The organism is Nocardia jiangsuensis (assembly GCF_042650385.1).
GTDB lineage: Bacteria > Actinomycetota > Actinomycetes > Mycobacteriales > Mycobacteriaceae > Nocardia > Nocardia jiangsuensis.
The window spans coordinates 103,385-124,305 of record NZ_JBHSAX010000023.1; the positions used below are offsets into that span (position 1 = coordinate 103,385).

Genomic DNA, 20,921 nt, shown 5'->3' on the forward strand with positions numbered 1-20,921 from the left:
GCTACGGAGTCCGGCCGAGACCGCACTCCGCGCGCGCCCACTCGGCGATCAGCCCGACCCAGCGGCGGCCCGCGCCCATGATGAGGTCGTTGTGGCCGCAGCCGGGGAAGATCTCCAGGCGCTTGGGGTCGGGGGCGGCGGCGTACAGCCTGCGGGAGTGCTCGACGGGGAGCAGTTCGTCCCGGTCGCCGTGCATGAGCAGCAGCGGGACACGCAGGTCGCCGATGCGGCGCAGGGTCGGGTAGGCGTCCGGCACCAGCGGGGCGGGGATGACCGGGAAGACCGAGCGGGCCGCGGCACGCAGCCCGGTGAAGGTGGACATGAGCACCGTACCCGCGGGCGGGTGCGCCGCCGCGAGCTCGGTGACCACCGCCCCGCCGAGCGATTTTCCCAGGTAGACGATGCGCGCCGGATCGACCTCCGGCCGGGCGAGCAGCGCCGCGCGGGCGGCGCGGGCGTCCAGGTAGGTGCCGCGCTCGCTGGGCCGGCCGGTGCTGCGGCCGTACCCGCGGTAGTCGAAGGAGAGCACGTCGAACCCGGCCGCGGTGAGCAGCGCGAAGATCGGCAGCCGATCGCCGATATTGCCCGCGTTGCCGTGCGCGAAGAGGATGTGCGCGATCGGCTCGCCTCGGGCGGGCAGCCACCAGGCGTGCAGCGTCTCCCCGTCCGCGGTGCGCGGCGCGAGCTCGGCGAAGTCGAGCCCGAGCAGGTCGGGGGTCCAGGCGATCTCCCTGGTCGGGTGGTAGGTGAGCGCGTGCATCACCGGGTTCGCCGGGTGCCGCGCCGCGCGCACCGCGAGCGTCATCCGGTGATCTCGACGCCGCGCCAGAACGCCACCCGGTCCCTGATCTCCTCGGCCTCCGGCTTCGGGTCCGGGTAGTACCAGGCGGCGTCGGGGTTGCGCGCGCCGTCGACGGTCACCGAGTAGTACGACGCGGTGCCCTTCCACGGGCACACCGAGTGCTTGTCGCTGTCGCCGAAGTACGCCCGGTTCAGCGACGACGCCGGGAAGTAGTGGTTGCCCTCCACCACCACGGTGTCGTCGCTCTCGGCCAGGACCGCGCCGTTCCATTCCGCTCGCATGATGCGCCTTTCGCCGGGGACTCCCCCGACGTTACCCGCGCAGTTCCGCGCCGACGGCGCTCGCCGCTGCGGCCACCGCGGCATCGCGGGCGGCGCTCGCCTCGTCCTCGGTGAGGGTGCGGTCGGGCGCGCGGAAGCGGAGCGCGTAGGTGAGCGAGCGACGGTCCGCGCCGGCCTGCGCGCCCTCGTAGACGTCGAAGAGCGCGATCTCCTCCAGCAGCGTGCCGCCGCCGTCGCGCAGCGCCGCCTCGACGGTGGCGGCGGGCACCGAGCGCGCGACCGTCACCGAGACGTCCTGCAGCACCGCGGGGAACGGCGACACCACCGGCACCGGGCGGGTGTCGCGCAGCGGCAGCGCGTCCAGGTCGAGCTCCAGCGCGCAGGTGCGGGCGGGCAGCCCGGTCCGTTCCAGCACCGCCGGGTGCAGCTCACCCGCGTAGCCGACGACCACGCCGTCCACCACGAGCTCGGCGCAGCGGCCCGGGTGCCAGGGCAGGTGCGCGGCCGGGCGGCGCTCGATCGCGACCCCCGCCGCGTCGCCGATCGCGTCGGCCAGCGCGAAGGCGTCGGCGGCCTCGGCCTGCCTGCCCGGACCCCACGGCCCGCGCGGCTCGCGGCGGCCGGTGAGCACCGCGCCGACGTGCACCGGCTGCGCGGGCAGCGAGTCGAGCAGCTCGGCGATCTGCTCCGGGGCGGGCCTGCGGTCGACCGGAAGCGGCTCGACCGGCCTGACGTTCGGCCCGGGCAGCACCACCTGCGCGATGCCGTAGAGCGTGAGGTCGCGGGCGCCGCGGGAGATATTGCGCGCGGCCACCTCGAGCAGCCCGGGCAGCAGCGTGGTGGCGAGCTCGGGTCGCTCGGCGTCGAGCGGGTTCAGCACCCGGGTGGTGGCGCGGCGCGGGTCGTCGTCGTCCAGCCCCCACAGGTCGAAGACCCCGGCGGGCAGGAAGACCGGCGGCGGCACCTCGACGCAACCGGCGAAGGCGAGCGCCCGGCTCACGGCCCGGCGGCGGCGCTGCGCGGGGGTCAGCCCGCGCCCGGCCGGTGCGGTGGGGACGACGGACGGGATCTGCTCGAGCCCCTCCAGCCGCAGCACCTCCTCGACCAGGTCGGCGGGCTGGGCCAGGTCCGGCCGCCAGCTCGGCGGGGTGACCAGCAGCTGGCCGTGCCCGACCTCGCTCACCGCCACCTCGACGGTGCAGCCGATCTGGGCCAGGCGGCGCGCGGCGGTGCCGGTCGGGTAGGTGACGCCCGCGACGCGATCGGGCAGGTCGATGTCCATGGCGATGGCGGGCGCGGGCTCGACCGGCACCCGGATATCGCTGAGCACGTCCCCGACGGTGCCGCCCGCGATCTCGGCGAGCAGCGCGGCGGCGCGGTCGAGCGCGACCACGTTCAGCTCCGGGTCGACCACCCGCTCGTACCGCTTGCCCGCCTCGGAGACCAGCCTGTGCCTGCGCGCGGTCCGGTAGACGAGCAGCGGGTTCCAGGTGGCGGCCTCCAGCAGCACGTCGGTGGTGCCGTCGTGCACCTCAGTGCTCGCGCCGCCCATGACACCGGCCAGCGAGACCACGCCGGACTCGTCGGCGATCACCACGTCCTCCGGGTCGAGCGTGCGCTCGACGTCGTCGAGGGTGCGCAGCTTCTCCCCCGGCCGCGCCTGCCGCACCACCAGCTCACCGCGGACCGCGGCGGCGTCGAAGGCGTGCAGCGGCTGGCCGAGCTCGAGCATGACGTAGTTGGTGACGTCCACCGCGGGCGAGATCGGCCGCACCCCGGAGAGCAGCAGCCTGCGCTGCAACCACCACGGCGACACCGCCTTCGGGTCGATCCCGGTGACCCGGCGGGCCGCGAAGCGGGTGCACTTCGACTCCGGCTGCAGCGTGATCGGCCACGCGGGCGCGGCCGAATCCGGCAGCGTGCGGACCGCCGGGTCGGCGTACTCCAGGTCGAAGCCGCAGGCCAGCTCGCGGGCGAGGCCGCGCACCGAGAAGCAGTAGCCGCGGTCCGGGGTGATGTTCAGCTCGATGACGGTGTCGTCCAGCCCGAGCAGCTCGTTGGCGTCGGTGCCGGGGGAGGCGGTGCCCGGCTCCAGCACCAGGATGCCGGAGTGGTCCTTGCCGATACCCAGCTCGGCGACCGAGCAGATCATGCCGTGCGAGGTGTGGCCGTAGGTCTTGCGCGAGCTGATCTGGAAACCGCCCGGCAGCGTCGCGCCGGGAAGCACGACGACGACCAGGTCGCCGACGGCGAAATTCCGCGCGCCGCAGATGATCTCCTGCGGCTCCGGGTTGCCGACGTCGACCTTGCAGAACCGGATCGGCTTCTTGAACTCGGTGAGCTCGGTGATCTCCAGCACCCGGCCGACGACCAGCGGCCGCTCGATGTCACCGGTCACCCGCTGGAGCCGGTCGACCTCCTCGACCTCCAGCCCCACCCGGACGAATCCCGCGTCGAGCTCCTCCGGCGTCACCGACCACTCCGGGACGGTGCGGGCGATGATCTCGGTCAGCCAGGACTGCGCTACTCGCACGTGACGTGTCGCTCTCTCGTATCGGAAGGGTCAGGACCGGACGCCGAAGGGCAGGGTGAACCGCACGTCGCCCTCGACGATGTCGCGCATGTCGGGAATCCCGTTGCGGAACTGCAGGGTTCGCTCCAGCCCCATGCCGAAGGCGAAGCCGCTGTACTCCTCCGGGTCGATCCCGCTCGCGATCAGCACCTTCGGGTTCACCATGCCGCAGCCGCCCCACTCGACCCAGCCCGCGCCGCCCTTCTTGTCCGGGAACCAGACGTCGACCTCGGCCGACGGCTCGGTGAAGGGGAAGTAGTTGGGGCGCATGCGGGTGCGGGTATCCGGGCCGAAGAGCGCGCGGGCGAAGGCGTCCAGGGTGCCGCGCAGGTGCCCCATGGTCAGCCCCTTGTCCACCGCCAGCCCCTCCACCTGGGAGAAGACCGGGGTGTGCGTGGCGTCCAGCTCGTCGGTGCGGAAGGTGCGGCCCGGGCAGACCACGTAGATCGGCAGCTCGCGCTCCAGCAGCGAGCGCACCTGCACCGGCGAGGTGTGCGTGCGCAGCACCTGGCGCGACCCCTCCGGCGCGATGTGGAAGGTGTCCTGCATGGTGCGCGCGGGGTGGTCGGGCAGGAAGTTGAGCGCGTCGAAGTTGAAGTGCTCGGTCTCCACCTCCGGCCCCTCGGCGACCTCCCAGCCCATGGCGACGAAGACGTCGGCGATCTGCTCGGAGATCACGGTGATCGGGTGCCTGGCGCCGACGGGCGACCGCCGGGCGGGCAGCGTGACGTCGATGGCCTCGGCGACCAGCACGGCGGCATCGCGCTCGGCGAGCAGCGCGGCGCGGCGGGCGTCGAAGGCATCGGAGACCCGGGTGCGGGCGGCGTTGACCCGCTTGCCCGCCTCCTTCTTCTCCTCCTTGGGCAGGGTGCCGAGCGCGCGCTGGGCCAGCGCCAGCGGCGCCTTGCCACCGAGGTGCTCGGTCTTGGCGACGGCCAGAGCGTCCAGATCCGCCGCGGCGGCGAACGCCTTCTCGGCGGCGGCCGCGGCCGCGGCGAGTGCCTCCTCGGTCAGCGCGGTGCCCTGCTCGGCGGCGGTGTCGTCGGCCACGGTAGCTCGTCTCTCCCTGCGGTCGGGTGCGGAATTGTCCCGGTCGAATCGTATTCGATGGGCCGTGCGGGCTTCACCCGCATTACCCGGCGTGCCTGATCCGCGAGCTCGCGTACAGGCAGATGGCCGCGGCGGCGGCCAGGTTCAGGCTCTCGGCGCGGCCGCGGATCGGGATGCGCACCCGGTGGTCGGCGCGCTCGGCGAGCTCGGGCGCCAGCCCGTGCGCCTCGTTGCCGAAGAGCCAGGCGACCGGGCCCGCCAGCACCGGGTCGGCGTCGTCCAGGTCGAGTTCGCCGCGCGCGGTGGTGGCGAGCAGGGTGACGCCGGCGGCACTGAGCGCGTCCAGCGCGGCGGTGACGTCGCGCTCGCGCGCCACCGGGACGTGGAACAGGCTGCCCGCGCTGGCCCGCACGCACTTGCCGTTGTGCGGGTCGACGGTGTCGCCCGCGAGCAGGACGCCGTCCACCCCGACCGCGTCGGCCACCCGGATCAGGGTGCCCGCATTGCCCGGCTCGGCGATCTCGACCGGAACCGCGAACAGCGCGGGCGCGGCGGCGCGGATCAGCAATTCGTCGAGCGGGATGTCGAGCAGGTCGCAGACGGCGACGAGGCCGGGCGCGGTCACGGTCTCCCCCAGGTGCTGCGCCGCGCGCTCGCTGACCACCGTGGTTCGCACCCCGGAGGCCGCCGCGCCTGCGACCAGGTCGTGCTCCCGCTGGGCGGCGCTCGCCGAGTAGAACAACTCGCGCACCCGCCCGGTCTCCAGCGCGGCGGTCACCGCGTTCGCCCCCTCGGCGAGGAACGAACCGGTCTTCCGGCGCTGCGCCGAGCGGTGCAACTTGGCGGCCGCGACGACCCGCGGGTTCCGCGGCTCCAGCGGCTCAGCCACGGGCACCGCCCGACACGGAAACGACCCGCGGGATGCTCCCAGCGGGTCGTTCCGGATATGCGTGGTTCAACGGGTGCCGTCAGGCGGCGGGGGCGTTGACATCCTCGGGCAGCGCCGCCTTCGCGAGCACGACGAGGCCGGCGAACGCCTCGGCGTCCGACACCGCGAGCTCGGCCAGGATCTTGCGGTCCACCTCGATACCGGCGGCCTTCAGGCCCTGGATGAACCGGTTGTAGGTGATGTCGTTGAGCCGGGCGGCGGCATTGATGCGCGCGATCCACAGCTTGCGGAAGTCACCCTTGCGCGCCCGGCGGTCCCGGTAGGCGTAGGTGAGCGAGTGCAGCTGCTGTTCCTTGGCCTTGCGGTACAGCCGGGACCGCTGGCCCCGGTAGCCCTTGGAGGCCTCGAGGATGGAACGGCGCTTCTTCTGAGCGTTGACGGCCCTCTTGACGCGTGCCACTGATCGATTCCTGTTCGAGGTTCGTGGGCGCGGCGAGGCACCCTGGTTCGATAGATTCTGGCGTCCGGGTCAGCGGACGCGGGGTCGCGCGGGCTCGCACCCGCGCCGGAGCACGTCAGATACCGAGCAGCCGCTTGACGCGGGGAGCGTCGGCCACGGAGACGGCCTCGACGCCGTCCAGACGACGAGTCCGGCGGCTCGGCTTGTGCTCGAGCAGGTGGCGACGGTTCGCCTGCTGACGCAGCAGCTTGCCCCGGCCGGACACCTTGAATCGCTTCGAGGCGCCGCTGTGGCTCTTCATCTTCGGCATGAGTGTCCTCAATCTGTGTGCCGGCGGCCCGTGGGCCGCCGAGTGCTTGTTCGTCCTACTGCGGCGCGGCCGTTTCGGCCGGCGCCGGCGCGGGGGCCGGTTCCGGGGCCGGGCCGGTCCGGGGGCGCGGCGCCGCGTCCTGCTGCGCCTTCACCCGGGTCTTCGCGCCCTTGTGCGGGGCGAGGACCATCGTCATGTTGCGGCCGTCCTGCTTGGCCGAGGTCTCCACGAAACCCAGCTCGGTGACATCGGATGCGAGCCGCTGCAGCAACCGGAAGCCGAGTTCGGGCCTGGACTGCTCACGGCCGCGGAACATGATCGTCACCTTGACCTTGGACCCGGCCTCGAGGAAGCGAACCACGTTGCGCTTCTTGGTCTCGTAGTCGTGGTCGTCGATCTTGGGGCGGAGCTTCTGCTCCTTGATGACGGTCTGGACCTGGTTCTTCCGGGACTCGCGCGCCTTCTGCGCCGTCTCGTACTTGAACTTGCCGTAGTCCATGATCTTGCAGACCGGCGGACGGGCATCCGGGGCCACCTCGACCAGGTCGAGATCGGCTTCGAGGGCGACGCGTAGCGCATCTTCAACACGCACGATCCCAACCTGCTCGCCGCCGGGCCCGATGAGCCGGACTTCGGGAACACGGATGCGATCGTTGATGCGGGTCTCAGTGCTGATGGGGCCTCCTAGGTCAAGCGGTGTCGTCGACGACCGCGTGCAGGTAACCCCGGTATCAACGCGAAAGCCCCGGTCCGGTATTTCACCGGCCGAGGCCCGAGTCGACCGATCACCACGGAACCCGGGCACCGAGGGGCGCACGAGAATTCCGGCCCCGGAGGGCTGGTGACCGGACCGCGTACCGGACACGAGGGTCGGCGGCGGTGGGAGTCGGGCTCCACTTGCGACCCCGGACGGAGAGTGAGCATGCGAATGACATGCTTACCACCGACCAGGGCGGTCGTCGCGAACAACTCTAGCAGTTATGCGCCCCGGCTCCCAATCGCGCCTTATTCCCTTGCGGGCGACGGCCCCGCGCTGGGACCGTTCCGCCCGTGACCGACCTGCTGCGCTGGCAATTCGACCTCACCTGGTCGCTCGCCACCATCCACCTCGACGACCTCACCGACGACGACGCGCTGTGGGAGCCGGGCCCGCTGATCTGGACCGTACGCCCGGACACCGGCGGGGTCTGGCGCCCGGACTGGGCGGAGACCGAGCCGTCCCCGATCCCGGTCCCGACCATCGGCTGGCTCACCTGGCACATCGACTGGTGGTGGTCGGGCGCGCTGGCCACCGCGCGCGGCACGGCGGCGCCGGGGCCCGGCGACGTCCCGTGGGCGGGCAGCACCGCCGCCGCGGTGGCCCGGTTGCGCACCCTGCGCAGCGAGTGGCTCGCCGCGCTGGAGACGCTCGGCCCGGACGAGCTGGCCGAGCCGGCCGGCGCGTGGCCGTCGGTGGCCCACCTGGTGGCCTGGGTGAACGCGGAGCTCATGAAGAACGTCGCGGAGCTCGGGCAGCTCCGGCTGGCCCGGCGGGCATCGCTAGCCTGAACGCCATGACCGACCAGCCCGAATTCGCCGCCGCCACCGAGACCGCCGCGCACACCGAACCCGATGTGCGCGAGCTGGCCGATATTCCGGCGGTGGAGGTGATCAGCCGGGCCGCCGTGATGCTGATGAGCTCGGCCGCGGAGAAGCTGGGGCTGGCCGACGAGGATCCGGCCGCCAGCCCGCGGCGCGATCTGGACGAGGCGCGGCGGGTGATCACCGCGCTGGCCGGGCTGGTCACGGCCTCGATCGAGTACCTGGGGCCGCACGCGGGGCCGATCAGGGACGGGCTGCAGTCGCTGCAGCGGGCCTTCCGGGAGAGTTCGGCGCACCCGGACGCGCCGGGCACCGGGCCGGGCGAGAAGTACACCGGGCCGGTGCACTGAGCACTGCCGGCAGTGCGCGACCGGGCGGAGCCGCCGATCGGCGGCTCCGCCCGGTGCCGTTCACAGCCCCGGCGGGGTTACCGAGATGGACGAGCCCGTGGCGATGACCTGGGCGAGGGCAGCGAAGATGCCCGCGATCCCGGCACTTCCGGTATCCATGTATTCGTATTCCTTTCGACGGACGCGCTCAGGCGCCGGTGCCGGGGTTGTAGTTGAGCGACGAGCCGGTGCTCAGGGCCGCTAGCACCGCAGCGACCAGCGCCGCGATATCGACGCCTTCCATGTGAATTCCTCTCTGGCGGAACCGATTCCGAGTCGTGCCGCCGCCGCGCCGGCGATCGGGAACGACTCGGATCGAACGGGTGCCGCTGCTGCCCGGGACACGATCCGGACGCGGCGCCGCCGATCTTACATACGCCTGTTTCAGATTGGGCCGGAATCTGGACGTTCGACCGATTGCGCACTCGGCATGACCGGAAATGCGGTGCCCGCGCACGGTGGCGCGGCCACCCGACGTGCTACTCGGCGGCACTCGCCGCCCGCGTCGGAGAGCTCCTGCTCAGCGCAGGGCGGCTGCCTTGCGCGAGAGGCGCTTGGCGGTCGCCGCCGCGCGCTGCGCCGGCTCGGCATCGGTGGCCGCCACCTTCTCGACAGGCGCTTTCTTGGCCGACGCCTTCCGCGCGCTCGCCTTCGCCGGCGCGGCCTCGCCGCGAGCGGCCTTCGCCGGCGCCGCCGCAACCGCCTTGCGCGACTTGCGCGCGGGCGCCGCGACAGCCCCGCGCCGCTCGGCGGCGGCCAGCGCCTCCCGCAGGAACCCGCCGGTGTAACTGCCGTCGACCCCGGCCACCTCCTCGGGCGTGCCCTCGGCGACGACGGACCCGCCCCCGGAGCCACCCTCCGGCCCCATGTCGATGATCCAGTCGGCGGTCTTGACCACATCCAGGTTGTGCTCGATCACGATGACCGTGTTGCCCTTGTCCACCAGCCCGTTGAGCACGATGAGCAGCTTGCGGATGTCCTCGAAGTGCAGCCCGGTGGTCGGCTCGTCGAGGATGTAGGCGGTGCGCCCGTTCGAGCGCTTCTGCAGCTCGGCGGCGAGCTTGACGCGCTGCGCCTCGCCACCGGAGAGCGTCGGCGCGCTCTGCCCGAGCCGCACGTACCCGAGCCCGACGTCGACCAGCGTCTTGAGGTACCGGTGGATCGAGGTGACCGGCTCGAAGAACTCGGCCGCGACCTCGATCGGCATGTCCAGCACCTCGGCGATGGTCTTGCCCTTGTAGTGCACCTCCAGCGTCTCCCGGTTGTACCGGGCGCCGTGGCACACCTCGCACGGGACGTAGACGTCGGGCAGGAAGTTCATCTCGATCTTGAGCGTGCCGTCGCCGGAGCAGGCCTCGCAGCGCCCGCCCTTGACGTTGAAGGAGAACCGCCCCGGCTGGTAGCCGCGCACCTTGGCCTCGGTGGTGGCCGCGAAGAGCGTGCGGATCTTGTCGAAGACGCCGGTGTAGGTGGCCGGGTTGGAGCGCGGGGTGCGGCCGATCGGCGACTGGTCGACCTGGACCAGCTTGTCCAGGTGGTCGAGCCCGGTGATCCTGGTGTGCCTGCCGGGCACCTGCCGCGCGCCGTTCAGCTTGTTCTGCAGCACGGTGGCCAGGATGTCGTTCACCAGGGTGGACTTGCCGGAGCCGGAGACGCCGGTGACGGCGGTGAGCACGCCGAGCGGGAAGTGCACGTCGATCCCGCGCAGGTTGTGCTCGGTGGCGCCGACCACGGTGAGCCTGCGCTTGCGGTCGATCGGCCTGCGCACCAGCGGCAGCGCGATGCTCTCCCGGCCCGCGAGGTAGGCGCCGGTCAGCGAGGTCTCGTTGGTCAGCAGCTCCCGGTAGGTGCCGCTGTGCACCACCCGGCCGCCGTGCTCGCCCGCCATCGGGCCGATGTCGACCACCCAGTCCGAGGCCCGGATGGTGTCCTCGTCGTGCTCGACCACGATCAGCGTGTTGCCGAGGTCGCGCAGCCGGGTGAGCGTCTCGATCAGCTTGCGGTTGTCCCGCTGGTGCAGCCCGATCGACGGCTCGTCCAGCACATAGAGCACGCCGACCAGGCCGGAGCCGATCTGGGTGGCGAGCCGGATGCGCTGCGCCTCGCCACCGGAGAGCGTGGCGGCGGCGCGCGAGAGCGACAGGTACTCCAGCCCGACGTCGAGCAGGAATCCGAGCCTGGCCTGCACCTCCTTGACGATCTGCCCGGCGATCGCGGCCTGCCGCTCGCCGAGCGTGAGCCCGTTCAGGAAGGCCGCGCAGTCGCCGATCGACAGATCGCTGACCTCGGCGATGGAGCGCCGCTCCGACCCCGAGGCGATGGTCACCGCGAGGATCTCCGGACGCAGCCTGCTGCCGCGGCACACCGGGCACGGGATGTCGCGCATGTACCCCTCGTAGTGCTCCTTCATCTGCTCGGACTCGGTGTTCTCCATGCGCCGCTGCAGGAAGGGCATGACGCCCTCGAAATCGGCGTAGTAGGAGCGCTTGCGGCCGTAGCGGTTGGTGTAGGAGACGTGCACCTGGTCGGTGCTGCCCTCGAGCACCGCCTTGCGCGCCCTGACGGGCAGGTTCTTCCACGGCGTCTCGATGGAGAAGCCGTTGGCTTCGGCGAGGCCGGACAGCAGCCGGGTGAAGTACTCCGCGGACTGCCCGCGCGACCACGGCGCGATGGCACCCTCCGACAGACTCAGCTCCGGGTCGGGGACCACCAGCTCCGGGTCGACCTCCTTGCGGATGCCGAGGCCGGTGCAGTCCGGGCAGGCGCCGTACGGCGAGTTGAAGGAGAAGGAGCGCGGCTCCAGGTCCTCGATGTCGAGCGGGTGGCCGTTCGGGCAGGCCAGCCGCTCGGAGAAGCGGCGCTCGCGGTCGTGCGCGTGCTCGTCGCGGTCGACGAAGTCGAGCACGACGATGCCGTCGGCCAGCCGCAGCGCGGTCTCGATGGAGTCGGTGAGCCGCTGCTTGGCAGTGCCCTTGACGGCGAGCCGGTCGATCACCACCTCGACGTCGTGCTTCTCCTGCTTCTTCAGCTTCGGCGGGTCGGTGAGCGGATACACGACGCCGTCCACCCGCACGCGCGAGTAGCCCTGGCTGTTCAGCTGGTCGAAGAGATCGACGAACTCGCCCTTGCGGGTGCGCACCACCGGGGCGAGCACCTGGAAACGCAGCCCCTCGTCCATGGCGAGCACCTGGTCCACGATCTGCTGCGGGGACTGCTTGGCGATCAGCTCGTGGCAGACCGGGCAGTGCGGGGTGCCCGCCCGCGCGTAGAGCAGCCGGAGGTAGTCGTAGACCTCGGTGATGGTGCCGACGGTCGAGCGGGGGTTGCGGTTCGTCGACTTCTGATCGATGGACACCGCGGGCGAGAGCCCCTCGATGAAGTCCACGTCCGGTTTGTCCATCTGGCCGAGGAACTGCCGGGCGTACGCCGACAGCGACTCCACGTAGCGCCGCTGGCCCTCGGCGAAGATGGTGTCGAAGGCAAGACTGGACTTGCCGGAGCCGGAGAGCCCGGTGAACACGATCAGGCTGTCCCTGGGCAGATCGAGGTCGACCCCCTTCAGGTTGTGCTCCCGAGCTCCGCGAACGGTGAGGCGTTCCGCCACCAGAAGTCCCTTCTCGATCGTGTTCCTACATGCACAGGTGCCCCCGGCGGCGATGCTAGAGGCGACCACCGACAAGTAGCGGCCGCGAGGTCGGGGCGGGGGCTAAGGTGGGGTCGCAGAACACGACGACCGCGGCCGCCGGGGTGCAGGCGCCGCACGTATTCGTCGTCCAGCATACGGACGCGGCGCCGCGTCGGCGGCGGGCGGAGCGGAGGGCGGGATGCTCGGGGTGTTCCTGGTCGACGATCACGAGATCGTCCGGCGCGGGCTGGTGGACCTACTGCAGAGCGATCCGGAGCTGACCGTTGTCGGTCAGGCCGGTACCGTCGCGGCCGCGCTCGCCGGGGTGCGCGCGGTGCATCCGGACGTCGCGGTGCTGGATGTGCGGCTGCCGGACGGCAACGGCATCGAGCTCTGTCGCGATCTGCTCGCCGAGCACGACGGGCTGCGCTGCCTCATCCTCACCTCGTTCAGCGACGAGCACGCCATGCTGGACGCGGTGCTGGCCGGGGCGGGCGGCTATGTGGTGAAGAACATCAAGGGGATGGAGCTGGCCGAGGCGATCAAGCAGGTCGGCGCCGGGCGCTCGCTGCTCGGCGGGCGCTCGGCGGAGACGCTGGAGGCGCGGCTGCGGCACGCCAGCGGCGCCGCCACCCTGGAGCGCCTCACCGAGCAGGAGCGGCGGTTGCTCGCGCTGCTCGGTGAGGGGCTCACGAACCGGCAGATCGCCGCGCGCATGTTCCTCGCCGAGAAGACGGTGAAGAACTACGTCTCCCGGCTGCTCGCCAAACTCGGCATGGAGCGCCGCACCCAGGCGGCGGTGCTCGCCAGCAAGCTCGATCCGGGGAACTAGCCCGCGGCGGCGGGCGTGACCAGCGTCAGGTCGCCGTCGTAGCGGCGGTAGAGCAGGGCGCCGCGGCCGGTGGCGGTGTCGGTGAAGAACAGGAACGGCAGGCCGGCGCGGCAGAGCCGGTGCGCGGCGGCGGCCTTGGCCAGCACCGGCGCCGGCTCGGTGCTGGTGCGCACCGTGAGCGCCCCGACCTGCAGCGGCCCGGTCATCGGGGACGGCGCGGGCCGGGTGGAGCGCTGCCGGATGAGCCCGGCGCCCACCCCGTCGACCCAGTGCACGACCGCGTCCTCACCGGTCTCGGCGTCGACGAACAGGTACGCCTCGTAATCCATGGCGTCCAGCACGGCGGCCGCCTCGGCGACGGTGCCGTCCAGCAGCAGGCACTGCTTGCCGCGCACGATCGGCCGCACCGCGGTGACCGCGGTGAGCGGCGGCCGGGCCGGGTCGGGCCAGGCTCGCGCCTCCCCGGCGGCGGCACGGGCCAGCCTGCGGTCGAGCCGCTCGGCGGCGAAGGTCACCGCGAAGCCGCGCGGGCCGGTGACCTGCACCCGGGTCGGCAGGTCGCGCAGGCAGAGGTTGGCCTGCACCAGGGTCGGCTCGCCGGGGCGGGCGGGCGCCGTCACCCTGACCCTGGTGGTGGCGTCCAGCCGGTGCCTGCGCAGCACCCGGCCGATGGCGCGCACCGCCCTGGTCACCTCGGCCGGCTCCACCTCGCCCGAGGTGGTCACCGCGAGCACCGGATCACCGGCGGTCGTCCACTGCTGTACCGCCCGCTCCGGCGCGGGCGTGCTGCGGATCCGGCCCGCCGCCACCGGACGGCGGCGCATCGCCACCGACCGCGGCGCGGACGACCGGCCCACTCGTTTCGACGAATCCATCTGCCACACCCCACTTCCGATTCGTTCCCGCTGACCATGGAACAGCCGCCCACAGCACCGGGCCAGGGTCGAAAGTCCTCTGTCACCGGCCCGGGTCTGCGACACGGCCCCCGCACGCGGCCGGCTCGCGACCCCGGCGTTCTAAACTGGACCCGCGCGGCCGGTGCCGCGCAGCAGGGGTTTTCGAGTTCGGGCGCCGATGCCCGGCAGCAGGGGAATGCGCGGATGACCGACGAGAACGGCAGCGATCCCTTTTCGGTGCGCGACACCCTCTCCCAGCTGCGGCTGCGCGAGCTGCTCGGCGAGGTGAAGGAGCGGGTCGAGCTCATCATCGACTCCAGGGACCGGATGGACGGCCTGGTCGAGGCGATGCTCACGGTCACCAGGGGGCTGGATCTGGACGACACGCTCCGGGCCATCGTGCGCGCCGCCACCCAGCTGGTCGACGCGCGCTACGGCGCGCTCGCGGTGCGCGGCCACGACGAGCAGGTGGTGCAGTTCCTCGACGAGGGCATCGACGACGCGACAAGGGCGAAGATCGCGGCCCAGCCCGCCGGGCACGGGGTGCTCGGCACGGTCTTCGGGCACACCCGCCCGGTGCGGCTGGACGACCTCACCGCGCACCCGGATTCGGTCGGGTTCCCGCCCGGCCATCCGCCGATGCGTACCTTCCTCGGCGTCTCGGTGCGGATCAGGGACGAGGTGTTCGGCAGCCTCTACCTCACCGAGAAGGCAGGCGGCCAGCCCTTCACCGAGGACGACGACGTGCTGGTGCAGGCGCTGGCCGCGGCCGCGGGCACCGCGGTGGACAACGCCAGGCTGTACGAGTCGGCGCGGACGAGACAGGCCTGGATCGAGGCGACCCGCGACATCGCCACCGAGTTCCTGGCCGGCACCGAGTCGGATCGGGTGCTGGCGCACGTGGTCGACCACGCCCGCACGCTGAGCGGCTCGCACCAGGCCTTCCTGGCCAGCGCGCCGATGCGGGTCGCGGGCGGAACCCCGGTGCGGGAGCTGGTGGTGACGCAGTGGGTCGGGCCGGACGCGGGCGCCGACTGGCAGCCGGTCCGGGTGGCGGGCACGGCGCTCGGCGAGGCCTTCACCCGGCGCACCCCGCTGCGCTGGGACGAGCTCGGCGACGCCGACCTCGGGGTGCCGCTGCGCAATGCCGGGCCGGTGCTCGTGCTTCCCCTCTGCACCCCGGACAGCACGCTCGGCGTGCTGGTCACCATCCGCCCCGCCGGGTTCGCGCCGTTCGACGACGAGCTGGTCGAGCTGACCGCCGCCTTCACCGACCAGGCCGCGCTGGCCATGCAGCTCGCCGACGCCCAGCAGCGGGTACGCGAACTGGACCTGGTCGCCGACCGCGACCGGATCGCCCGCGACCTGCACGACCACGTCATCCAGCGGCTCTTCGCCATCGGCCTGTCGCTGCAGAGCACGCTGCCGCAGGTGCGGGGGCCGGAGGTGCGGGAGCGGCTCGGCGCCACCATCGACGACCTGCACGAGGTGGTGCAGGAGATCCGCACCTCGATCTTCGACCTGCACGGCGGCGTCGGGCTGCCGCAGCGGCTGGCCGACGCGGTGCGCCAGCAGACCGCGGAGACGGCGCTCCACGCCGACCTGCGGATCAGCGGCCCGGTGGACGGGCTCGCGCCGGAGCTGGCCGACCACACCGAGGCGGTGGTGCGCGAGGCGGTCAGCAATGCCGTGCGGCACTCCGGCGCCGACACCGTGCTGGTCGAGGTGGCCGCGGGCAGCGCGCTCACGGTGGTGGTCACCGACAACGGCTGGGGCATGCCGCACCACGTCGCCCGCTCCGGGCTGCGCAATCTGGAGCAGCGCGCCGAGTCGGCTGGCGGTTCGCTCGCGGTGGCGACCGCGGGCCCGGACGCCGACCCGAGCACCTTCCCCGGCACCAGGCTGCGCTGGTCGGTGCCGCTCTGATCGGACCGGTGCGTACTGTGCGGTAACGGGAACGGTGCGCGCGATCGACATATGATCGAGTACTGCTCTGGACGGCTTCTGCGGCACCGGGCAATATCTGTGCTCCTCCGCCGGCTCCCCGGCGGACGAACCGGTTACCCCCGTGGCCAGGGTGCGGGTGACTGCCGTCGGCGAGTGTGGCGCGGGACGAGCGATCGGGGAGCGACGTGGGTGAGGACGGCACCGTCGATGCTGCCGGCACGCCGGCCGCCGACGCGCGGCTCGCCGGCGCCGAGCTGCTCGCGCAGCGCTACCGCTCGCTGGTCGAGCACATCCCGGACGGCGTCTGCGTGCACGAGCGCGGCGCCGTCGTCTACGTGAACCCCGCCGCCGTCCGGCTGCTCGGCGCCGGGTCGGCCGCCGAGGTGGTCGGCCGGCCGCTCACCGACTTCGTGCACCCCCGCTTCGTGCCCGCCATGCTGAACCGGATCGCCCTGCTCACCGAGGAGGGCTCGGCCTCGCCGCCCGCCGAGATGACGCTGCTCCGGGTGGACGGCGGCACCGTCGACGTGCAGACCGTCGCCGTGCTCACGCCCTGGCACGGCCACCTCGCCTACCAGGTGGTGATCCACGACCTCACCGCGCAGCGCACCGCGGAGGCCGCGCAGCGCCGCGCCGAGCAGCACTTCACCACGGTGGTCGAGCAGCTGGAGGAGGGCGTGGTCTGCATCGACCGGGACGGCCGGATCGAATCCATCAACCCGGCCGCGCGGCGCATCTTCGGCGTGCGCACCGGGCTCGACCCGATCGGCTGCCGGATCGAGGAGCTGCCGCTCACCCTGCTCGACGCCGCCGCCCGCCCGCTGGCCCCGGCCAGGCACCAGGTGGCGCGCACGCTGGCCACCGGCGAGACCATCACCGGCTACGTCTTCGGGGTGGACCGGCACGACGGGCAGCGCCGCTGGCTCTCCGGCAGCAGCAGGCTGCTGAACCCGGACGACCCGGACTCCTCCGCCGTCTCCTCGTTCGCCGACATCACCGAGTTCCGCGCCAGCCGCAGGCAACTGGAGTACCAGGCGACACACGACTCGCTGACCGGGCTGGCCAACCGCTCGCTGGTGCTCGCCCGGCTGGCCGAGGCGCTGGCCGCGGGCGACGAGCAGCCGGTCTCGCTGGTGCTCTTCATCGACCTGGACGGCTTCAAGGCGATCAACGACAGGCTCGGGCACGCCATCGGCGACACCGTGCTGCAGATCGTGGCGCAGCGGCTGCAGCGGGCACTGCGCGCCGACGACGTGGTCGGCAGGCTCGGCGGCGACGAGTTCCTCGTCCTGGTCGCCGGGCGCACCCGCGCGGCCGATCAGGACGCGCTCGTGCACCGGCTGCGCGCCGCCATGGCGGAGCCGATCATCGCGCGCGGGCACCGGATCGAGGTGGACGCCTCGGTCGGCGCCACCGATCTGCTGCCCGGCGACGACCGCACCCCGGAGGCGGTGCTGCACGATGCCGACGTGGCGATGTACCAGGCCAAGCCCGGCGGTGACCGTGGCCACCCGACGAGCACGCACGCCTCTTGACCGGCGTTTCCCGGAGTAGACTCGATCGTTCCGTTCTCCGGCTGCGCGCGCCGCGCGCAGCGACTCCCACCCGGCCGAGAAGGAGTTCAGTGTGCCCGAAGGCCGCGACGACGACCTGGTAACCGAGCAGGAGTACCTGACCGCGCTGTACGAGCGCCTGGACGCCATGCGCGAGTACGCGCGCACCCGGCTGCGCACCGTCCTGCTCGAGGCGGGCGGCACCCCGCAGGCGCGCAGCGAGCGGGAATCGTTCACCCAGCTCTACAGCGAGGACCTGGCCAAGTACGACGCCGCCGAGCACGGGCTCTGCTTCGGCCGGATCGACCTCGACCCCGCGCAGTCCGAGGACGCCAGCCGCTACGTCGGCAGGCTCGGCATCCTGGACGAGGAGCACGACTACGACCCGCTGCTGCTGGACTGGCGCGCGCCCCTGGCCCGGCCCTTCTACCTGGCCACCACCGCCATGCCGGAGGGGGTGCGGCGGCGCAGGCACATCCGCTCGCGCAACCGCAGGGTGACCGCGCTGCACGACGAGTACCTGGCGGTCGAGGCGCTGGAGGCGGCGGGCGCCGCGCAGCCGGACGAGGGGGTCGGCGGCGAGAGCGCGCTGCTCGCCGCGCTGAACGCCGCCCGCACCGGGCACATGAACGACATCGTCGAGACGATCCAGGGCGAGCAGGACGCGATCATCCGCTCCGAGCACAAGAGCGTGCTCGTCGTGCAGGGCGGGCCGGGCACCGGCAAGACCGCGGTGGCGCTGCACCGCGCCGCCTACCTGCTCTACACCTACCGGCAGCAGCTGGCCAAGAGCGGCGTGCTGATCATCGGCCCGAACGCCACCTTCCTCGACTACATCGGGCAGGTGCTCCCCTCGCTCGGCGAGACCGGCGTGCTGCTCTCCACCATCGGCGACCTCTACCCCGGGGTGAAGGCCGCCAGGGAGGACAGCCTGCGCGCGGGCCAGCTCAAGGGCTCGCTCGCCATCCTGGAGGTGCTCAAGCAGGCCGTGCGGGACCGGCAGGAGGTGCCCAGGGAGCCGATCCGGCTGCGCTTCGACAGCTACCCGGTGACGCTGGACCGCGGCATCGCGACGAAGGCGCGCGGCCGCGCCCGCTCCTCCCGGCGCCCGCACAACCTGGCGCGGCCGGTCTTCGCCGCCTCGGTGATCGACGCGCTCACCGAGCAGCTCGCCGCCACCATGGGCGCGAACCTGGTCGGCGCGGAGAGCCTGCTCGCCCCCGCCGAACTGAACGACATCAGGGACGAGATGCGCTCCGACCCCGAGGTGCAGGCCGCCATCTCCCGGCTCTGGCCGATCCTCTCGCCGCAGGAGGTACTCGCCGACCTGCTGGCCCAGCCGGAGCGGCTGGCCCGGGTGGCGCGGACCATGCCTGCGGCTGACCGGGCCGAGCTGCACCGGCAGGCCACCGGCGAGTTCAGCGCCGCCGACGCCCCGCTGCTCGACGAGCTGGCCGAGCTGCTCGGGGTGGACGACGCCGAGGAGCGGGAGCGCTCCCGGCGGCGCTACCGGGCCAAGCTGGAGGAGGCGCAGGACGCGCTCGACATCCTCGCCGGCTCGGCGCCGCAGGATCTGGAGGACGAGCTCGATCCGGAGATCCTGATGGCCTACGACCTGATCGACGCCGGGCAGCTGGCCGAACGGCAGAACGTGCGCACCAGCCAGACCACCGCCGAGCGCGCCGCGGGCGACCGCACCTGGACCTACGGCCACGTCATCGTGGACGAGGCGCAGGAGCTCTCGGCGATGGCCTGGCGCATGGTCATGCGACGGATCCCGAACCGCTGGATCACCGCGGTCGGCGACGTGGCGCAGACCGGCGACCCGGCTGGCGCCTCGTCCTGGCAGGAGATCCTGGAGCCCTACGTGGCGCGGCGCTGGAAGCTCGCCGAGCTGACCGTCAACTACCGGACACCGGCCGAGATCATGGCGGTGGCGGCCGGGGTGCTGGCGGCGATCGATCCGGCGGCGACGGTGCCGCGCTCGATCCGGGCGACCGGGGTGGAGCCCAAGGCGGTGCGGGTCGCGTCCGGCGAGCTGGCCGACGCGGTGGGGAAGGCGGTGGCGGCGGAGACCGGGCCGGGGACAGCGGCGGTGATCGTGCCGCACGCGCTGGTCGGCGCGCTGCCCGAGCCGCCGCGGGAGTCGGTGCGGGTGCTCACCGTCGCCGAGGTGAAGGGGCTGGAGTTCGACGCGGTGATCCTGGTGGAGCCGGCCGCGATCCTCGACGAGTCGCCGCGCGGGCGGAACGACCTGTACGTCGCGCTCACCCGCGCCACCCAGCGGCTCACCGTGCTGCACAGCACCGATCTCCCCACCGAGCTGAGCACACTCGCGCCCTGAGGCGCGCGGGCGCTCCGCGGCGCTCGAACGGTGTACCGGCCTCCGGCCGGCGCCTGCCCCAGCGCGCCCGCTGACCCACGCGCGGGCGGCCCGGACGCACCGCGGCCCCCGTCCGATTCGACTCGGACGGGGGCCGCGGTGCGGAACTGCGCGTCAGCGCACGGTGTGCACGATGAGCACGTCCGAGCGGGACTTGCGCGCGACATCCGAGGGCACCGAGCCGAGCAACCGCCCGGCCAGGGTGTTCAGCCCCCGATTGCCGACGACGAGCAGATCGGCGTCGACCTCGCGCACCAGGTTCAGCAGCGAGTCGACCGGCTCGCCGACGATGGACCGTTCCACGATGTTCTTGGCGCCCGCGGCCGTGGCCCTGTCCCGCGCGACGCGCAGGATCTCGTTGGTCGGCGCGGAGCCGCGCACCTGGTAGGCCTCGTCCTTGAGCACGTCCGCCGCGGCGGCGACATCACGATCGTCCGTCGGGTAGAACGCGCAGGCCACGATCAGGGCGGCGTCGGAAACGCCGGCCAGCGCCGCGGCCTTCTCCACGGCCACGTACGACGAGTCCGATCCATCGGTACCGACGACAATGGTCCGGTAGGCGGTCATCTCTCCTCCAACGACTCAGGGCGGGTGCCGGTCCGGTGCCTGGCTGAGACACGCACCGGGCGGTGACTGCGACCGACCATAGCGGCAAAACCCCGCAGAATTTAAGAAATCGCAACACATCACATCCGCGTCCCCGTCTCATTCCGGTGATCCGCCGCACCCCGAGTTCGCTGACCGGCCCGCGACAACCTGCGCCGACGCGGTGCCGGCGGGGGCCGATCTGTGAAGTGTCACAGGCCGATCGAAGCGCCTTGCCGCGGTAAGACATTCGTCACAGCACCGGAACCTCGCCGGTTTCCGGCCGGAAATGCGTACCGCGCCGGGGTCAGTTCAGGTGGAAGAGCGGCCCGGTGATCGTCAGCCCGAGCTCGGGCGTGTGCGCGAAGAAGGCGAAGAGCGCCAGGGCGGCACCGCCGAGCGCGACATCCTTGTTGAAGCCGATCATCTCCATCTGCTTGGTCTCCGCGTCGGTCTCCTTCCAGAACGGGTGCATGAGCACCGCGGTCGGCAGCAGGAACAGCACGAGCAGCAGCGATCCGAGGTCGGCCCAGACGCCGAGCAGCACGCTCAGCGCGCCGACCAGGATGAGCACTCCCGAACCGAGCACGGCGAGCTTCGGCGCCGGTATCCCCCGGCTCGCCGCGTACCCGGCCATCCCGTCCGCCTGGGTCAGGTGCCCCGCGGCGGAGCCGAGGAACAGCACCGCGAACAGGATCCGCCCGATCAGCACAACGACATCCATGACCCGCTCCTTCGAGACATCGGAATCCGACCGGGACAATTG

Annotated in this window: 18 protein-coding genes; 6 read left to right on the forward strand and 12 right to left on the reverse strand. The window is 72.5% G+C overall.

The window, feature by feature from the left end:
- Position 1: 1 nt before the first annotated feature.
- The 8 genes from ACFO0B_RS27885 to infC all read right to left on the reverse strand — a co-directional run bounded on the left by ACFO0B_RS27885 (position 2) and on the right by infC (position 7,040).
- Positions 2–805 (reverse strand): alpha/beta hydrolase, encoded by an 804-nt coding sequence (locus tag ACFO0B_RS27885; RefSeq protein ID WP_378616036.1) that lies wholly within the window; start codon positions 803–805, stop codon positions 2–4.
- Positions 802–1,083, reverse strand: a complete 282-nt coding sequence (locus tag ACFO0B_RS27890) for a DUF427 domain-containing protein (protein WP_378616038.1) — start codon at positions 1,081–1,083, stop codon at positions 802–804. The genes ACFO0B_RS27885 and ACFO0B_RS27890 overlap by 4 nt, the downstream gene beginning before the upstream one ends.
- A gap of 31 nt (positions 1,084–1,114) precedes the next feature.
- Positions 1,115–3,616, reverse strand: a complete 2,502-nt coding sequence (pheT, locus tag ACFO0B_RS27895) for a phenylalanine--tRNA ligase subunit beta (RefSeq protein WP_378616040.1) — start codon at positions 3,614–3,616, stop codon at positions 1,115–1,117.
- Between the two features lie 30 nt (positions 3,617–3,646).
- Entirely contained in the window at positions 3,647–4,705 is a 1,059-nt protein-coding gene (gene pheS / locus ACFO0B_RS27900) for a phenylalanine--tRNA ligase subunit alpha (RefSeq protein ID WP_378616042.1), read from the reverse strand.
- A gap of 82 nt (positions 4,706–4,787) precedes the next feature.
- Positions 4,788–5,594, reverse strand: coding sequence for a TrmH family RNA methyltransferase (locus ACFO0B_RS27905; RefSeq protein WP_378616044.1), 807 nt, complete (start codon positions 5,592–5,594; stop codon positions 4,788–4,790).
- Between the two features lie 79 nt (positions 5,595–5,673).
- On the reverse strand, positions 5,674–6,054 hold the full coding sequence (rplT, locus tag ACFO0B_RS27910) for a 50S ribosomal protein L20 (RefSeq protein WP_378616046.1): 381 nt from the start codon (positions 6,052–6,054) through the stop codon (positions 5,674–5,676).
- A gap of 115 nt (positions 6,055–6,169) precedes the next feature.
- Positions 6,170–6,364: a 50S ribosomal protein L35 gene (gene rpmI, locus ACFO0B_RS27915; protein WP_378616048.1), complete on the reverse strand. Its 195-nt coding sequence runs from the start codon at positions 6,362–6,364 to the stop codon at positions 6,170–6,172.
- Between the two features lie 55 nt (positions 6,365–6,419).
- Complete coding sequence (gene infC, locus ACFO0B_RS27920) at positions 6,420–7,040, reverse strand: translation initiation factor IF-3 (protein WP_378616252.1); 621 nt, start codon at positions 7,038–7,040, stop codon at positions 6,420–6,422.
- A 374-nt stretch (positions 7,041–7,414) separates the two neighbouring features.
- Between infC and ACFO0B_RS27925 the strand changes: the two genes are divergently transcribed.
- Together ACFO0B_RS27925 and ACFO0B_RS27930 are read left to right on the forward strand one after the other, a co-directional pair.
- Entirely contained in the window at positions 7,415–7,912 is a 498-nt protein-coding gene (locus ACFO0B_RS27925; protein WP_378616050.1) for a DinB family protein, read from the forward strand.
- Between the two features lie 5 nt (positions 7,913–7,917).
- Positions 7,918–8,295, forward strand: a complete 378-nt coding sequence (locus tag ACFO0B_RS27930) for a DUF1844 domain-containing protein (protein ID WP_378616052.1) — start codon at positions 7,918–7,920, stop codon at positions 8,293–8,295.
- Between the two features lie 559 nt (positions 8,296–8,854).
- On the opposite strand, the gene uvrA is transcribed toward ACFO0B_RS27930, so the two are convergent.
- Entirely contained in the window at positions 8,855–11,938 is a 3,084-nt protein-coding gene (gene uvrA, locus ACFO0B_RS27935; protein WP_378616054.1) for an excinuclease ABC subunit UvrA, read from the reverse strand.
- Between the two features lie 220 nt (positions 11,939–12,158).
- On the opposite strand from uvrA, the gene ACFO0B_RS27940 reads away from it, so the two are divergent.
- Positions 12,159–12,791: a response regulator gene (locus ACFO0B_RS27940; protein ID WP_378616056.1), complete on the forward strand. Its 633-nt coding sequence runs from the start codon at positions 12,159–12,161 to the stop codon at positions 12,789–12,791.
- Here ACFO0B_RS27940 and ACFO0B_RS27945 read toward each other — a convergent pair.
- Positions 12,788–13,615 (reverse strand): sigma 54 modulation/S30EA ribosomal C-terminal domain-containing protein, encoded by an 828-nt coding sequence (locus ACFO0B_RS27945; RefSeq protein WP_378616058.1) that lies wholly within the window; start codon positions 13,613–13,615, stop codon positions 12,788–12,790. The two genes, ACFO0B_RS27940 and ACFO0B_RS27945, sit on opposite strands and share 4 nt — an antisense overlap.
- Positions 13,616–13,891: 276 nt before the next feature.
- On the opposite strand from ACFO0B_RS27945, the gene ACFO0B_RS27950 reads away from it, so the two are divergent.
- The 3 genes from ACFO0B_RS27950 (at position 13,892) to ACFO0B_RS27960 (ending at position 19,531) form a co-directional block, all read left to right on the forward strand.
- Positions 13,892–15,613 (forward strand): sensor histidine kinase, encoded by a 1,722-nt coding sequence (locus tag ACFO0B_RS27950; protein ID WP_378616060.1) that lies wholly within the window; start codon positions 13,892–13,894, stop codon positions 15,611–15,613.
- 206 nt (positions 15,614–15,819) lie between these two features.
- Entirely contained in the window at positions 15,820–17,169 is a 1,350-nt protein-coding gene (locus ACFO0B_RS27955) for a diguanylate cyclase domain-containing protein (RefSeq protein WP_378616062.1), read from the forward strand.
- 91 nt (positions 17,170–17,260) lie between these two features.
- Complete coding sequence (locus tag ACFO0B_RS27960; protein ID WP_378616064.1) at positions 17,261–19,531, forward strand: HelD family protein; 2,271 nt, start codon at positions 17,261–17,263, stop codon at positions 19,529–19,531.
- Positions 19,532–19,684: 153 nt separating this feature from the next.
- Here ACFO0B_RS27960 and ACFO0B_RS27965 read toward each other — a convergent pair whose 3' ends face one another.
- Together ACFO0B_RS27965 and ACFO0B_RS27970 are read right to left on the reverse strand one after the other, a co-directional pair.
- Positions 19,685–20,137 (reverse strand): universal stress protein, encoded by a 453-nt coding sequence (locus ACFO0B_RS27965; protein ID WP_378616066.1) that lies wholly within the window; start codon positions 20,135–20,137, stop codon positions 19,685–19,687.
- A 325-nt stretch (positions 20,138–20,462) separates the two neighbouring features.
- Positions 20,463–20,879 carry a DoxX family protein gene (locus ACFO0B_RS27970; protein WP_378616067.1) on the reverse strand — a complete coding sequence of 139 codons (417 nt, stop codon included), beginning with the start codon at positions 20,877–20,879 and terminating at the stop codon, positions 20,463–20,465.
- Positions 20,880–20,921 lie beyond the last annotated feature (42 nt).

Bases quoted from the DNA above. Each gene is read 5' to 3' on its own strand.
- ACFO0B_RS27885 (WP_378616036.1), bottom strand. From the start codon at position 805: ATGACGCTCGCGGTGCGCGCGGCGCGGCACCCGGCGAACCCGGTGATG.
- ACFO0B_RS27890 (WP_378616038.1), bottom strand. From the start codon at position 1,083: ATGCGAGCGGAATGGAACGGCGCGGTCCTGGCCGAGAGCGACGACACC.
- rpmI (WP_378616048.1), bottom strand. From the start codon at position 6,364: ATGCCGAAGATGAAGAGCCACAGCGGCGCCTCGAAGCGATTCAAGGTG.
- ACFO0B_RS27930 (WP_378616052.1), top strand. From the start codon at position 7,918: ATGACCGACCAGCCCGAATTCGCCGCCGCCACCGAGACCGCCGCGCAC.
- ACFO0B_RS27940 (WP_378616056.1), top strand. From the start codon at position 12,159: ATGCTCGGGGTGTTCCTGGTCGACGATCACGAGATCGTCCGGCGCGGG.
- ACFO0B_RS27945 (WP_378616058.1), bottom strand. From the start codon at position 13,615: ATGCGCCGCCGTCCGGTGGCGGCGGGCCGGATCCGCAGCACGCCCGCG.
- ACFO0B_RS27950 (WP_378616060.1), top strand. From the start codon at position 13,892: ATGACCGACGAGAACGGCAGCGATCCCTTTTCGGTGCGCGACACCCTC.
- ACFO0B_RS27965 (WP_378616066.1), bottom strand. From the start codon at position 20,137: ATGACCGCCTACCGGACCATTGTCGTCGGTACCGATGGATCGGACTCG.
- ACFO0B_RS27970 (WP_378616067.1), bottom strand. From the start codon at position 20,879: ATGGATGTCGTTGTGCTGATCGGGCGGATCCTGTTCGCGGTGCTGTTC.